Source organism: Ruegeria pomeroyi DSS-3 (assembly GCF_000011965.2).
Classification (GTDB): domain Bacteria; phylum Pseudomonadota; class Alphaproteobacteria; order Rhodobacterales; family Rhodobacteraceae; genus Ruegeria_B; species Ruegeria_B pomeroyi.
Genome location: NC_006569.1, coordinates 234,422 through 248,113 on the forward strand (window position 1 = coordinate 234,422; position 13,692 = coordinate 248,113).

The following is a 13,692-nucleotide window of genomic DNA, read 5'->3' on the forward strand; positions in this document are numbered from 1 at the left end:
TTACCCCGCCAGATAGACGACCGGGTAGAGCAGGACCCAGACCAGATCGACCATATGCCAGAACTGCGCGCCCGCCTCGATATTGCGGGGCGCATCGCGCCAGGCCACCAGCAGCAGGATCGCGACCCCGGCCAGCACATGCGCCGCGTGAAACCCGGTCAGCAGATAGTAGAACATGAAAAACGGATGGGTGTCATAGCTGATCCCCTGGGCCGCCTTGCCGGCAAATTCCGCCCCCTTGATCACCAGGAACAGCGCCCCCAGCCCCGCCGCAAGCAGCAGGGCCCAACGGGCCCGCGCGCGCCGGCCCGAGCGGCGCCAGCGCAGCGCGCAAGCGGCGAGGAAGCCCGAGGTCACAAGCACCACGGTGTTGAGCGCGGCCCCCGTGCGGTAAAGATGGTCCTGCGCCTCGGCAAAGCCTGCCGGATCACTCAGCCGTACCGCCAGCAACGCCACCAGCCCGGCGCCGAACACCAAAAGCTCGGACAGGATCAGAACCCACATCATGAGTTCGCCCGGCAACTCGTCGATCAGCGCGCGCTCGTTCATGCCCCGACCAGTTGCCGATAGATCTGCGGCAGGGCCAATGTCAGCCGGTTGGGGTCGGGGATCACGGCAAAACCACCCTGTCCGAACATTCGGGGAAACCAGCTTTTGCCGGATTTGTCGATGGTGACACCAAATACCGATTGCCCGGCGCGGCGCGCCTCGCGCACTGCCATGGCGGTATCCTCGATGCCGTGGCGACCCTCGTAATGGTCCAGATCGTTGGGCTTGCCGTCGGTGATCACCAACAGCAGCCGCCGCTTGCGCCCCTGGCCGGCCAGATCGGCCGAGGCATGGCGGATCGCCGCGCCAAGCCGGGTGTAGAAGCCGGGTCGCAGCGAGGCGATACGGGCCTCGACCTGGGGGCTCATCATCTCGCCGAAGCCCTTGCAGCGCTGCACATAGACCCGCGCGCGCTTCAGCGAGCTGAAAGCGTGGATGGCGAAATCGTCGCCGCAGGCATCCAGCCCCCAGGCCAGCGCCGCCAGCGCCTCGCGTTCGATATCGATCACCGCGCGGCCCGAGACCGCGCTTTCTGTCGAGCGCGAAACATCGAGCAGGATCGACACCGCCAGATCGCGCGCCACCGGGCGCGACTGCATCCAGATGCGCTCGCTGCCCTCGCCATTGGCGAGCCGGTCCAGATGGCCGCGCACGGCGGCCTCGATATCGAGCTGGTCGCCGTCCAGATGGCCGCGCGTCATCATCCGGCCCGGACGCAGCGCCTCGAACTGGCGCTTGACCGCGCGGATGCGGCGGGCGGTGGCCGGGTCGTGGGTAAAGGCCTCGGCGCCGTCACGGATCTCGGCCTCGGATGTCAGCACATTGACATGATCGGTCAGATAGGCGCCGGTTCGCACATCCCATTCGGGATAGAGCACCCGGCCCGACAGCCGCTCGCGATCCACATCCTCGGGTGCAAGATCCAGATGCAGTTTCAGCCGCGTCGGCGGCGCCTTGGAAATCTGGCCCAGCCCGATCTCGTCCTGATCGTCGGCGGCCTTCTTTGCATTGTCGGGGTCATCGTCATCGACCCGGCGGTTGAGGTTCAGGAACTCGGCCCAGCTCAGGATCGCTTCGAACTTGTGCAGGATGAAACTGTCGTGGCGCGCGGCCATGTCGGATTTGCGGCGCCGGGCGCGGTGGGTCTTTTCGCCCGAGTCCTCGGGCGGCCCCTCGGTATCGCGGCTTTCGGCCTCGTGATGTTCGGACAGGGCCACCGCGCGCAGCTCGGGCCAGAGCGGCACCGGGCGAAACGGCTGATAGCCGTGCGGGGCGGTGAGGGTCTCGTCCATCGCCTGAAACTGCGCGGCCCGCGCCGAGAGCGGTTGCGGGTCGCCCAGCATCAGGCGGATCAACTCTTCGACCGCGGCCTCGGCGGGGGGCAGGTTCGGCAGGTCGCGCTGCTGCAACAGACCCTTACAGAGTTCGGCGTAAAGCGGGCGCAGGCCGGGTGCGTCGGCAAGCGTTGCCGCCACCATCGCCCGTGCCGCTGACAGCGCCCGCAGATCGGCGCGCAGCGGGTCATCCTCTTCGACACGGGTGCCGGCATGGGCGGCGGCGGCGGCCAGCCAGACATAAAGCGCCCCGTTGGCCGCACGCATCGGGAACACTGCCAGCCGGTCCGGCAGGCGCAGTACCTCGCCGTCGAAACTGGCGCGTGGCAGCGCCTCGGCCTCGGTGCCCAGGCGGCGGCGCCAGCTCAGCCGGTGGCGCGAGATCTCGGGCGAGACCGGGCGCAGCTCGACCCCGGCGCTGCCGCCGAGGCCCCGAAAAAGAACGGCCAGCCGCCCCGCGACCTCTGACAGGTCGACCGCGGCTCCTTCGTGCACCAATGGTGCGTCGAGACGGCTGGCAAGGCTATGCCACAGTTTCCCGATTGTCTCCTCGGGTTCCCATGGCTCGAAGTCGATCTGAACCATCGCCGGCCTCACCCAAAGACGGCGGTGGTCAGATCGAGGAGCCCGCGTTTGATATCCTCGTCATCGGTGAGAGGTTCGACCATGGCGGCCAGGATGGCGCGTTCGGTCGGCATGCCCTGCGCGATCAGGGTCGCGGCATAGACCACGAGGCGGGTGGAGACCCCCTCCTCCAGATCCTGCCCCTTGAGCCCGCGCAGCTTGCCCGCCAGCCGGATCAGCGGCTTGCACCGCTCCAGCGGCAGGCCGCTTTCCTGCGACACCACGCGCGCCTCGAGTTCTGGCGCGGGAAAGTCGAATTCCAGCGAGATAAAGCGCTGCCGGGTCGAGGGTTTCAGGGTCTTGAGGATGTTCTGATAACCCGGGTTGTAGGAGGCCACCAGCATGAAGCCGGGCATGGCCTCCAGCTCTTCGCCGGTACGGTCGATCGGCAGGATGCGGCGATCGTCGGTCAGCGGGTGCAGCACAACGGTCACGTCCTTGCGCGCCTCGACCACCTCGTCGAGGTAACAGATCGCCCCCTCGCGCACCGCGCGGGTCAATGGCCCGTCAACCCAGACCGTCTCGCCGCCCTTGAGCAGGTAGCGCCCGATCAGATCGGCGGCAGCCAGATCGTCATGGCAGGCCACGGTATAGAGCGGCCGCCCCAGTTTTGCCGCCATATGGGCCACAAACCGGGTCTTTCCGCAGCCGGTCGGCCCCTTCAGCAGAACCGGCAGGTTGTTGTCATACGCGGCGGTGAAGATATCGCATTCATCGCCCTGTGCGAGGTAGAAGGGGGCGTCTGCCGCCCCCGTTCCCATATGTTTCGATCCGTCCATCTGCATCACTCGGCCGGTGTTTCGGCTGTGCCGCGCTCGATGATCTCGCGCCGCGGCACCCACATGGCGTAGATGAACAGAAGCGCACCGATCACCACCACCAGGCCCGAGCCGAAGCGCATCCAGTAGAAGATCGCCACCTGGTCCTGCACGTCCATGAAATACTCGCCCAGCACCCGTTGCAGGTGGGTCTGGATGGTACCGGCGAAGGTCAGCACAAAGGTCATGAAGACCATGCCGCTGCTCATCAGCCAGAAGGAGGCCATGTTGAGCACCTGGTTATAGGGATCGCGGTTCAACAGGATCGGCATCGCATAGCTGAAGATCGCCAGGTTCAGCGACACATAGGCCCCAAAGAACGCCAGGTGCCCGTGGGCGGCGGTGATCTGGGTGCCGTGGGTGTAATAGTTCACCCCGTGCAGCGTGTGCAGGAAGCCCCAGACCCCGGCGCCAAAGAAGGCAAGCGTGGCGCATCCCAGCGACCACAGCAGCGCGGCCTTGTTGGGATGGTCGCGGCGACCCTTCCAGACCATGACAAAGGCAAAGGCCATCATCGCGAAGAAGGGAATGACCTCGAGCGAGGAGAAGATCGACCCGATCCACTGCCAGTACCCCGGCGTCCCGATCCAGTAATAGTGGTGGCCGGTGCCCAGGATGCCCGAGAACAGCGCGGCGGCGACGATGACATAAAGCCATTTCTCGACCACTTCACGGTCTACGCCGGTCAGTTTCAGCATCAGATAGGCCAGGATCGAGGCCATGATCAGCTCCCACACGCCTTCGACCCAGAGGTGCACGATGTACCACCAGTACTGCTTGTCCAGCGCCAGGTTCGAGGGGTTGTAGAAGCTGAACAGGAACAGCAGTGCCAGACCCCAAAGGCCCAGCAGCAGGATGTTCGTGATCGCGGTCTTCTTGCCCTTCAGCACCGTCATCGAAACGTTGTAGAGGAAGATCAGCGCGGCCACGACGATGCCCGCCTTGACCCATTTGGGCTGTTCGATGAACTCGCGCCCCTCTTTGCCCAAAAGCCAGTGGCCCTCGAACAGGTTGAACACATAGGTCACCACCACGCCCAGCGTGCCCAGAACCAGGATCGCCAGCTGGATATAGGCCAGCTTGGTCGAGTGGATCTCGCGCTCGGCCTCTTCGGGGATCAGGAAATAGGCCGCCCCGAAGAAACCGAGGATCAGCCAGACGATCAGCGAGTTGGTGTGTAGCATCCGCACGATGTTGAACGGCAACAGCTCGCTCAGCGTGTTGGGGGCCACATAGATCCAGCCGGCGAGCAGACCGCCCAGCACCTGGATCGCAAACAGGCCCATCGCTACGGCAAAGTAGACGAGGGCGATTTTCTGGGATTCGTATTTCATGTCTGTGCTCCCTTCTCAGCCGGCGTCGTTGGGGGGCCAGCCCTGGGTGTCGATCGTGTTCGTCCACAGCAGGAAATCGGACAGGTTCCGCATTTCCGTATCGCTGAGGTCGAAGCGCGGCATCTGGCGGCGGCCTTCGATGCCGGTGGGTTGTGCCTCCATCCAGCCCTTGAGCATCTCAAAGGCGGCATCGGGATCGTCCTGCACCCCCCAACGCGTCATCACATTGCCCAGTTCGGGGGCGAAATAGGCGCCCTCGCCAAGGATCGAATGGCAGTTGATGCAGGCGTGTTTCTCCCAGACATGTTTGCCGTCTGCGACACTGGCGGTCAGCGTTTCGGCATTGGTCGAGGTCGACCTGATATACATGTGGGAATGGGCCGACAGGGCCAGGAAGATGAGGATGAAGAAGAGGGACCCGCCATAGAATATGTTGCGGGCCATGCTTTTGGTCATGACTTCGCGCATCGCGCTCTCCTTTGCGCCGCGTTTCTGATGGGGCGACAATGGCGGGCGGGGCGAAAGATGCCTTAACCAAAGTCAAGACTGGCGCCGAATACCGCTCATCGGCCCTTGCGGGCCTCTTCGCGATGCTCGGCGAGGACGCCCGCAAGGGCGGAAGAGCCGCCCGGATTTGCGCTGGACAGCGAGGTAGGCGCAGGTCACTCTCGGGGTAAAATGGGGCCGGTCATCATGCGCGCTCACAGCCTGACACCCATCTGCATCTTCGATTTCGAGGACGGTCGCGCCATCCCCGTCGCCGAAGACTGGCCCGCCGCCGCGCCCGCCTCGGGCGCCGGGTTTCGATGGTTGCATCTCGATCTTTCCGACCCCGCCAGCGCCGATTGGTTGCACGCGCATATCCCGCCGGTCGCCGCCAGCGCCCTGGCCCAGGCCGAGACCCGCCCCCGCTGCGATCCGTTGGCCGATGGCATCCTGCTCAACCTGCGCGGCGTCAACCTGAACCCCGGCTCGGCGCGCGAGGACATGGTCTCGCTGCGGCTCTGGGTGACGCCCGCGCTAGTCGTCACCGCGCGCATCCGCCGTATTCGGGCCACCGACGAGCTGCGCCAGCAATCCGACAGCGGGCGCGGCCCGGGCAGCGTTGCCCTGTTCCTATCCGAGCTGCTGCATGGCCTGTCGCACCGGATCGAAACCGTCTCTCTGGAATTGGACGACCGCACCGACGGGATCGAGGAAGAGGCGCTGCAAGGCGCCGGCGACATGCATGACCGGCTCAGCGCCCTGCGCCTGACGGTGATCAAGCTGCGCCGCTACCTGCATCCGCAGCGCGAGGCGCTGGATGCGCTCTTGCGCAACGAGGCCGGGCTGTTCGATTCCGCCGGTCTGGTGCTGCTGCGCGAGGCGGTCGACCGCACCCGGCGCACCATCGAAGAGCTGGACGCCACCCGCGACCGGCTGGCCGCGGTGCAGGATCAGATCGCCTCGGAACAGGTGCGCCTGCTCGGCCGCAACAGTTTCGTTCTGTCGGTGGTGGCCGCCGTGTTCCTGCCGCTGGGGTTTCTGACCGGCCTGTTCGGGGTCAATATAGCCGGAATGCCGGGCACCGGCACGCCGCTGGCCTTCTGGCTGCTGGCTGGTGCCTCGGCCCTGCTGGGTCTGGCCATCGTGCTGCTGTTCCGGCTGTTGAAATGGCTGTGAGCCGCCCGCCCTATCCGGCGGCGCCCGCGCGCGGACCGATCAGCGCCGGCCACATGGCGGCCAGATAGGTGGCAAAGGCGGCCGTCCACAGCGCCGCGGCGAGCAGCATCGCCGGAAGGTAAAGCGCTTCGAAGCCGGAGCCCGCCCATCGCGTCAACGCCGCCGCCGCCATCAGCCCATAGCCCAGCACCATCGGCCCCGGCGCCACCAACGGGCGTCCGGAATGACCAAGTGCCGCACGGCTCATCACCGCCAGCGTCATGCCGCCCACACAGCCGATGCCCAGCAGATGCAGCGCCGCCAGTTCACTGCCAAGTCCCAGCCCGGCCAACCCCCACAGGATCATGCCCGCCGCCAGCATCGCCAGCGCCAGATGCAGGGCCCACAGAATCGGCTGCGACAGGCACCAGAGCCCGCCCCAGCGCATCAGCCGCAGCGCCTGCACCGCGCCAAAGGCCAGCGCAACCGCACCACTCAGCCCGGCAGGCGCGCCCCCAAGCACCATTCCCGGCAGCAGCAGGGCCAGCACCACCGCCGCTCGTTCAAGCGGTGCCCGGCTGACCGGCCAAAGCGTTTCGGCCACGCCTGCGCGTTTCATCGCGTTGCGGGTAAAGGCCGGGGTGATCCGCCCGCCCAGCACCGAGATCAGCGCACACAGCACCGCCAGACCGGCGCGCAGCCCGGTTTCGGTGTCGCCATAGCCCGTGCCGATCCAGTCCAGATGCAGCCACAGGTCGGCGGCCCAGAGATAGGCCAGGAACAGAAGAAACATCAGGTTCTGCGGCTTGGGCCGTTTCAGCAGCTGGGTCACGATCTTGAGCGACAGCACCGGCAGAAAGGCCAGATCCAGCACCGCTACCCAGACCGGCGGCAACACGCCCGCGTACCAGACCGCCAACCGCCCGGCCAGCCACATCCCCGCCGCCAGCGCGATGAAACCCTGACGCGCGCCGGGCGCGCCCGTCCAGCTGGGCACCGCGGTCAGAAAGAACCCGCCAAGCGCGGCGGTGGCATAGCCGAACACCATCTCATGGGCGTGCCACTGGCTGGGCACCTGCGCCAGCGCGGGCCCGTCGCCCGCCAGATAAAGCACCCAGATCGCCCCGGCGAACAGGCCGTAAAGTCCCGCCGCCAGAAAGAACACCCGATACCCTTCGGAAAACAGTCGCGCCAGCGCGGTCATCTCTTGCCTCCTGCCCGCCCGCCACATGCGCGCGGGATCCGTTCGCTCAGTTCGACCACGCTAGCGGCGGCCGCGATGCGCGACCTTAACGAAAGTCAAGGCGACCTCCGGCGCGGGCTGCCAGAGTCGGCCATGCCTCACCAGCCTTCGACGGAGATACCGTTATGAAACCAACCCCCGCCATTCGCAGAACCCTGCTTCTGACCAGCGCCGCCATGGCCCTGGGCCTGGCCGCACCCATGGTTGCCGCTCAGGACAGCCACGGGTCGGATGCCGGCGCCGCCTATCAGCCCAGCATGACCACCCTTGGTGCCCTGAACCTGGAAATCCCCGGCCGTCGCGAAGGCGACCCGGTGATGACCCAGGAAGAATACAACATCGGCAACAAGATCTATTTCGAACGTTGCGCCGGCTGCCACGGCGTGCTGCGCAAGGGTGCCACCGGCAAGCCGCTGACCACCGACATCACCCGCGACGTGGGCTATGAATACCTGCGCGATTTCATCACCTACGGCTCTCCTGCCGGCATGCCCAACTGGGGCACCTCGGGCGAGATGAGCGAAGAAGAAATCGACATCATGGCGCGCTACATCCTGCTCGATCCGGCCTCGCCGCCTGAATTCGGCATGGCCGAGATGCGCGAGACCTGGAAAGTGCTGGTCGCGCCCGCGGATCGCCCGACCGAGAAGATGAACGATATCGACATCGACAACCTGTTCTCGGTCACGCTGCGCGATTCCGGTCAGGTGGCGCTTATCGACGGTGCCAGCTACAAGATCCACGCGGTGATCGACACCGGTTACGCGGTGCATATCAGCCGGATCTCGGCCTCGGGGCGCTATCTGTTCGTGATCGGTCGCGACGCGCTTGTGAACATGATCGACCTGTGGATGGAGACCCCCGCCACCGTGGCCCAGATCAAGGTCGGCTCCGAAGCGCGCTCGATCGAGACCTCGAAGTTCAAAGGGTTCGAGGACATGTACGCCATCGCCGGTTCCTACTGGCCGCCGCAATACGTGATCATGGACGGCGACACGCTGGAGCCGCTCAAGATCAAGTCGACCCGCGGCATGGTCTATGACGACCAAAGCTATCACCCCGAACCGCGCGTGGCGTCCATCGTGGCCAGCCACTTCAACCCCGAGTTCATCGTCAACGTCAAGGAGACTGGCAAGATCCTGATGATCGACTATTCGGACATCAAGAACCTGAAGGTGACCGAGATCGAGGCCGAACGCTTCCTGCACGATGGCGGGTTCGACAGTTCCAAGCGGTATTTCCTGGTCGCGGCCAACGCCCGTGGCAAGGTGGCCGTGGTCGATACCAAGGACAGTACCCTGACCGCGCTGGTCGAGACCGGCGGCCAGACACCGCACCCGGGCCGGGGCGCCAACCTGATGCACCCGACCTATGGTCCGGTCTGGGCAACCTCGCACCTGGGCGACGAGACCGTCGCGCTGATCGGCACCGACCCCGAGGGTCACCCCGACAACGCCTGGAAGGTCGTACAGACCCTCTATGCGCAGGGCGGCGGTTCGCTCTTCGTGAAATCGCACCCGACCTCGGAGCATCTCTATGTCGATGCACCGCTGAACCCGGATGCGGAAATCTCGGGCTCGGTCGCGGTGTTCAAACTGGGTGATCTTGCCCAGGAAGAGCCGGAATACACCGTGCTTCCGATCGTCGAATGGGCCGAGATCGGCGAGGGCCAGCCCCGCGTCGTGCAAGGCGAGTTCAACCAGGAAGGCAACGAGATCTGGTTCTCGGTCTGGAACGCCAAGGATCTGGAAAGCGCCATCGTCGTGGTTGACGACAAGACGCTGGAACTCAAGGCCGTGATCAAGGACCCGCGCCTGATCACTCCGACCGGCAAGTTCAACGTCTATAACACCCGGGCCGACGTCTACTGACGCCGGTTCGCGGGCGGGCCCGGTTGCGTCCCGGGGCCCGCCCACCCCTTTCCCTCTCTCGCCAGCCCCAACCTGACGGAGCACGCCATGACACCCGCCGGACATGTCCACCTGATCGGAGCAGGACCGGGAGATCCCGACCTGCTTACCCTGCGCGCGCTGCGCCTGCTGCAAGAGGCCCAGGTGGTGGTCTATGACCGTCTGGTCGATCCCCGCATCGTCGCCATGGCGCCCGAAGGGGCCCGGATGATCCCGGTGGGCAAATCGCCGAAATGCCATCCCGTCCCGCAGGACCGGATCAACCGGATCCTGCTGGACGAGGCCCGCGCGGGCCATGTGGTGGCCCGGCTCAAGGGCGGCGACCCGATGATCTTTGGCCGCGGCTCGGAAGAGGCGGCCTTTCTCATGGCCCACGGGGTGCGGGTCGATTACGCCCCCGGCATCACCGCCGCGCAGGGGGCTTCGAGCGCCACCGGCGTGCCGCTGACCCATCGTGGTCTGGCAACGGGCGTGCAATATGTCACCGGCCACCGGCAGGCGGGCCAGGTGCTGGACCTCGACTGGAAACGGCTCGCCGACCCCGACACCACGCTGGTGGTCTATATGGGCGTGGCCAATATCGGCCAGATCGCCATCGGCCTGATGACCGAGAACCTGCCCGCCACCACTCCGGTTCTGGCGATCAGCCGCGCCACCACACCGGGTGAACGCCGCCTGCTGTCGCGGCTCGACCGGATCGCGGCGGATGCGCGGGCAGAGGCGCTTGAGGCGCCGACCCTGTTCATCATCGGCAAGGTGGTCTCGCTTTATGCACAGCAGCCGGTCACCGATCTGCTGGAACAGGCGGTGGCCCATGGCTGACACCGCTTTCTTCCCCCGCTTGCAGGCCGGAACCGCACTGGGCACCGGCAAGGCGCTGCTGACCATCGCCGCGTTTCTGGCCACCACCGCGTTTGCTGCCGAAACCCTCGACCCGGACGCGCTCAGGCGGCTGGTGCAGCAGGATTGCGGTTCGTGCCACGGGTTGACGCTCAAGGGCGGTCTCGGCCCCGATATCCGGCCCGAGGCGCTCGGGCATTTCGACCGCGAGGTTCTGACCGGCGTCATTCTGGACGGCATCCCCGACACCGCCATGCCCCCCTGGCGCCCGCTTCTGACCGAGGAAGAGGCCGAATGGATCGCCCGTTACCTGCAAGACCCGGAGGCCAGATGAAACCGCTTGTCCTGACCCTTGTCGCCGCGCTGATGGCAGGTACCGCCGGCGCCCAGACCGTCGCCACCGGCGATCTGGGGCTGGTGATCGAACGGGCCACCGGCTCGGTCCTGCTGGTCGACCAGTCCGAACGCGCCGCGCTGGCGCGGATCGAGGGCTTGGGCGATCTCTCGCATGCCTCGCTGGTCTATTCCCCCGATGAACGCTTTGCCTATGTGTTCGGCCGCGACGGCGGTCTGACCAAACTCGATATCACCACCCGCCAGATCGTGAACCGTGTCCTGCAATCGGGCAATGCCATCGGCGGAGCGATTTCCGACGATGGGCGGCTGGTGGCCGTGTCCAACTATGACCCCGGCGGGGTGCGCGTCTTTGACGCCGACACGCTGGAGATGGTCGCCGACATCCCCACCGGCGGCAAGACCATCGGACTGGTCGATGCGCCGGGCCGCCGGTTCGTCTTTACCGTCTGGGATACGGGCGAGACCTGGATCGCCGACTTCACCTCGCCCGAGCCGATGCTGACCACTATCCCCGGCATGGGCAAGAACCCCTATGACGCGCTGATCACCGGCAACGGCCGCACCTATATCACCGGCCTATTTGGCGAGGACGGGCTGAGTGCGCTTGACCTGTGGGACGAGACGCCCCAGCCGATCCGCGTGCTGCCAGGCTATGGCCGGGGCCAGCAGGAAATGCCGGTCTACAAGATGCCGCATCTGGAAGGCTGGGCGCTGACAGGCCGCGAATTCGTGCTGCCCGCCGTGGGGCATGCGCAGGTCCTGTGGGTCGATGCCGACACATTGACCGAGACCGGGCGCACCGCCACCCATGGCCAGCCGGTATTCGCCATGGCGCGACCCGACGGGCGTCAGGTCTGGGTCAATTTCGCCCATCCGCTGAACGACACCATTCAGGTGATCGACACGGTCAGCAAAGAGGTGATCCATCAGTTCAAACCCGGCCCCGCCGTGCTGCATATGGAATTCACACCACGCGGGCACGAGGTCTGGATCAGCGTCCGCGACGCGGGCAAGGTGATGGTCTACGACACCCGCACCTTCGAGAAACTGCGCGAGATCGAGGCCGATAGCCCCTCGGGCATCTTCTTTACCGTGCGCGCGCATCGGACGGGGTTGTAACCACCATGTGCCAGATCACCGATCCCGTCGACCGCGCCCTGCTGGATGACTGGCAGCGCAACTTTCCGATCACCGACCGCCCGTTCCTGGGCCTGGCCGAACAGCTGGGCATCTCGGAGCACGAGGTCATCACCCGCCTTGCCCGGATGCAGGCGGCCGGGCGGATCACCCGGGTGGGCGCCACCATCGCGCCCGGCAGCGCCTCGGCCAGCACCCTTGCTGCGGTTGCCGCCCCCGAGGACCGGATCGAGGAGATCGCCGGGATGATCGGCGCCGAGCCGGGGGTGAACCACAATTACCAGCGCGAGGACGACTGGAACCTGTGGTTCGTCGCCACCGGCCCCGACCGCGCGCATGTGGATGCAACGCTGGCACGGATCGGCGCGGCCAGCGGGCTGCGGGTGCTCGACCTGCGGCTGCTGCGGCCCTTCAACGTCGATCTGGGCTTTCGCATGGGCGCGGGCGCGCCGCGCGTGCCGACCCGGCGGGCGGTCGATGCCAGCGTGCTGCGTCCCGGCGATACCGACCTGTTGCAAGCGCTGACCCAGGGCCTGCCGCTGGTGCCCGCACCCTATGCGGCTTTGGCCGAGGGGCTGGGCCTGACCCCCAGCGCCGCAATGGCGCGCATCGCGCTGTTGCAGCAGGCCGGGGTGATCTCGCGCCTTGGGGTCATCGTGCGCCACCGCGCGCTGGGGTGGTCATCGAACGCGATGGTGGTCTGGGACCTGCCCTCCGAACGGATCGACAGCGCCGGGCCGACGCTGGCCGCGCATCCCGGCGTGACCCTCTGTTACGAGCGCCGTCCGGTGCCCGGTGTCTGGCCCTACCGGCTCTATACCATGATCCATGCCCGCTCGCGCCGAGAGGCGCTGGCGGTGCTGGACAGCGCCAAGGCCCTGCCCGAACTGGCCGACACGCCGCACAAGGTGCTGTTCTCGACCCGCTGTTTCAAACAGACCGGCGCGCTGATCAAACCCCGCAAGGAGGAGGCCGCATGACCCCCGACGCAACCGACCGCCGCATCCTCAACCGCATGCAGGAGGATCTGCCGCTGACGGCGCATCCCTATGCCGCCGTAGCTGCCGAACTGGGTCTCACCGAAGATGACCTGCTGGAGCGGTTGGCCCGGATGAAGGCGGCGCGGCTGATCACCCGTTTCGGCCCGTTCTTCGACGCGGCCGCCATGGGCGGGGCCTTTTGCCTGTGTGCGATGGCGGTGCCCGAGGCGGAATTCGAAAGTGTCCTGACCAAAGTCAATGCCCACCCGGAGGTGGCGCATAATTATGAACGCACGCACCGGCTGAACATGTGGTTCGTGCTGGCCACCGAAACCCCCCAGGGGATCGCGGCCACCGCCGATGCGATCGAGACGGAAACCGGGATCGCGGTCCTGCGCTTTCCGAAATTGCAGGAATTCTTCATCGGCTTCCGGGTGGCGGCATGATCGACGAGACAGACAGACGGATCATCGCGGCCATGCAGGAGGGCCTGCCGCTGGTGCCCGCCCCCTTTGCCCGGGTCGCTGCCGACCTGGCCCTGCCCGAACCCGAACTGATGGAGCGTATCGCCGCCCTGAAGGCGCGCGGTGTGGTCCGCCGCATCGCCGCCGCGCCCAACCACTACAAGCTGGGCATGACCTCCAATGGAATGACCGTCTGGAACGTTGACGATGCCCGCATCGCCGATCTGGGCGCGCGCGTGGGCGCGCTGCCCTTTGTCACCCATTGCTATGAACGCCCCCGCGCCCTGCCCGACTGGCCCTATAACCTGTTTGCCATGGTGCATGGCGCCGACCGGGACGAGGTCGAGGCCAAGCGTGCCGAAATCGCCGCCCTGCTGGGCACCGCCTGCCGGGGGCATGACATCCTCTATTCCACCCGCATCCTGAAAAAGACCGGGCTGCGCCTGAAGGAAAGGACCTGA

General features: G+C 66.2%; 14 protein-coding genes. 8 read left to right on the forward strand and 6 right to left on the reverse strand.

Annotated features, from left to right (window positions below; translation table 11 throughout):
• From SPO_RS20900 to SPO_RS20920, 5 genes are read right to left on the reverse strand one after another with little or no spacing between them, the layout of a single operon-like run.
• Entirely contained in the window at nucleotides 1-549 is a 549-nt protein-coding gene (locus SPO_RS20900; RefSeq protein ID WP_044029533.1) for a cytochrome c oxidase subunit 3, read from the reverse strand.
• Nucleotides 546-2,468, reverse strand: coding sequence for a nitric oxide reductase activation protein NorD (locus SPO_RS20905; protein ID WP_011241993.1), 1,923 nt, complete (start codon nucleotides 2,466-2,468; stop codon nucleotides 546-548). The genes SPO_RS20900 and SPO_RS20905 overlap by 4 nt, the downstream gene beginning before the upstream one ends.
• A gap of 8 nt (nucleotides 2,469-2,476) precedes the next feature.
• Nucleotides 2,477-3,286, reverse strand: a complete 810-nt coding sequence (locus SPO_RS20910) for a CbbQ/NirQ/NorQ/GpvN family protein (RefSeq protein WP_144084103.1) — start codon at nucleotides 3,284-3,286, stop codon at nucleotides 2,477-2,479.
• A 5-nt stretch (nucleotides 3,287-3,291) separates the two neighbouring features.
• Complete coding sequence (locus tag SPO_RS20915) at nucleotides 3,292-4,659, reverse strand: cbb3-type cytochrome c oxidase subunit I (protein ID WP_011241995.1); 1,368 nt, start codon at nucleotides 4,657-4,659, stop codon at nucleotides 3,292-3,294.
• Nucleotides 4,660-4,674: 15 nt separating this feature from the next.
• Nucleotides 4,675-5,127 carry a c-type cytochrome gene (locus SPO_RS20920; RefSeq protein ID WP_011241996.1) on the reverse strand — a complete coding sequence of 151 codons (453 nt, stop codon included), beginning with the start codon at nucleotides 5,125-5,127 and terminating at the stop codon, nucleotides 4,675-4,677.
• A gap of 225 nt (nucleotides 5,128-5,352) precedes the next feature.
• Between SPO_RS20920 and SPO_RS20925 the strand changes: the two genes are divergently transcribed.
• Nucleotides 5,353-6,321 carry a zinc transporter ZntB gene (locus SPO_RS20925; RefSeq protein ID WP_011241997.1) on the forward strand — a complete coding sequence of 323 codons (969 nt, stop codon included), beginning with the start codon at nucleotides 5,353-5,355 and terminating at the stop codon, nucleotides 6,319-6,321.
• Between the two features lie 10 nt (nucleotides 6,322-6,331).
• Here the strand turns inward: SPO_RS20925 and SPO_RS20930 are convergent, their stop codons facing one another.
• Entirely contained in the window at nucleotides 6,332-7,504 is a 1,173-nt protein-coding gene (locus tag SPO_RS20930) for an NnrS family protein (RefSeq protein WP_011241998.1), read from the reverse strand.
• A 164-nt stretch (nucleotides 7,505-7,668) separates the two neighbouring features.
• Here SPO_RS20930 and SPO_RS20935 point away from each other — a divergent pair, with 164 nt between their 5' ends.
• The 7 genes from SPO_RS20935 to SPO_RS20965 all read left to right on the forward strand — a co-directional run bounded on the left by SPO_RS20935 (nucleotide 7,669) and on the right by SPO_RS20965 (nucleotide 13,692).
• Nucleotides 7,669-9,414, forward strand: coding sequence for a cytochrome D1 domain-containing protein (locus SPO_RS20935; protein WP_044029534.1), 1,746 nt, complete (start codon nucleotides 7,669-7,671; stop codon nucleotides 9,412-9,414).
• Nucleotides 9,415-9,501: 87 nt separating this feature from the next.
• Nucleotides 9,502-10,275, forward strand: a complete 774-nt coding sequence (cobA, locus tag SPO_RS20940; protein WP_011242000.1) for a uroporphyrinogen-III C-methyltransferase — start codon at nucleotides 9,502-9,504, stop codon at nucleotides 10,273-10,275.
• A complete protein-coding gene (locus tag SPO_RS20945) occupies nucleotides 10,268-10,627 on the forward strand; it encodes a c-type cytochrome (RefSeq protein WP_084791086.1) in 360 nt (119 codons plus the stop codon). The genes cobA and SPO_RS20945 overlap by 8 nt, the downstream gene beginning before the upstream one ends.
• Nucleotides 10,624-11,769, forward strand: a complete 1,146-nt coding sequence (locus SPO_RS20950; protein ID WP_011242002.1) for a cytochrome D1 domain-containing protein — start codon at nucleotides 10,624-10,626, stop codon at nucleotides 11,767-11,769. Before SPO_RS20945 ends, SPO_RS20950 begins: the two co-directional genes overlap by 4 nt.
• Nucleotides 11,770-11,774: 5 nt before the next feature.
• Nucleotides 11,775-12,767, forward strand: a complete 993-nt coding sequence (locus SPO_RS20955; RefSeq protein WP_011242003.1) for a siroheme decarboxylase subunit beta — start codon at nucleotides 11,775-11,777, stop codon at nucleotides 12,765-12,767.
• Entirely contained in the window at nucleotides 12,764-13,213 is a 450-nt protein-coding gene (locus SPO_RS20960) for an Lrp/AsnC family transcriptional regulator (RefSeq protein WP_011242004.1), read from the forward strand. The genes SPO_RS20955 and SPO_RS20960 overlap by 4 nt, the downstream gene beginning before the upstream one ends.
• Nucleotides 13,210-13,692: a siroheme decarboxylase subunit beta gene (locus tag SPO_RS20965; protein ID WP_011242005.1), complete on the forward strand. Its 483-nt coding sequence runs from the start codon at nucleotides 13,210-13,212 to the stop codon at nucleotides 13,690-13,692. Before SPO_RS20960 ends, SPO_RS20965 begins: the two co-directional genes overlap by 4 nt.

Bases quoted from the DNA above. Each gene is read 5' to 3' on its own strand.
- SPO_RS20935 (WP_044029534.1), top strand. From the start codon at position 7,669: ATGAAACCAACCCCCGCCATTCGCAGAACCCTGCTTCTGACCAGCGCC.
- SPO_RS20925 (WP_011241997.1), top strand. From the start codon at position 5,353: ATGCGCGCTCACAGCCTGACACCCATCTGCATCTTCGATTTCGAGGAC.
- SPO_RS20920 (WP_011241996.1), bottom strand. From the start codon at position 5,127: ATGCGCGAAGTCATGACCAAAAGCATGGCCCGCAACATATTCTATGGC.
- SPO_RS20965 (WP_011242005.1), top strand. From the start codon at position 13,210: ATGATCGACGAGACAGACAGACGGATCATCGCGGCCATGCAGGAGGGC.
- SPO_RS20930 (WP_011241998.1), bottom strand. From the start codon at position 7,504: ATGACCGCGCTGGCGCGACTGTTTTCCGAAGGGTATCGGGTGTTCTTT.
- SPO_RS20900 (WP_044029533.1), bottom strand. From the start codon at position 549: ATGAACGAGCGCGCGCTGATCGACGAGTTGCCGGGCGAACTCATGATG.
- SPO_RS20905 (WP_011241993.1), bottom strand. From the start codon at position 2,468: ATGGTTCAGATCGACTTCGAGCCATGGGAACCCGAGGAGACAATCGGG.
- SPO_RS20915 (WP_011241995.1), bottom strand. From the start codon at position 4,659: ATGAAATACGAATCCCAGAAAATCGCCCTCGTCTACTTTGCCGTAGCG.
- SPO_RS20950 (WP_011242002.1), top strand. From the start codon at position 10,624: ATGAAACCGCTTGTCCTGACCCTTGTCGCCGCGCTGATGGCAGGTACC.
- SPO_RS20955 (WP_011242003.1), top strand. From the start codon at position 11,775: ATGTGCCAGATCACCGATCCCGTCGACCGCGCCCTGCTGGATGACTGG.
- SPO_RS20960 (WP_011242004.1), top strand. From the start codon at position 12,764: ATGACCCCCGACGCAACCGACCGCCGCATCCTCAACCGCATGCAGGAG.
- cobA (WP_011242000.1), top strand. From the start codon at position 9,502: ATGACACCCGCCGGACATGTCCACCTGATCGGAGCAGGACCGGGAGAT.
- SPO_RS20910 (WP_144084103.1), bottom strand. From the start codon at position 3,286: ATGGACGGATCGAAACATATGGGAACGGGGGCGGCAGACGCCCCCTTC.
- SPO_RS20945 (WP_084791086.1), top strand. From the start codon at position 10,268: ATGGCTGACACCGCTTTCTTCCCCCGCTTGCAGGCCGGAACCGCACTG.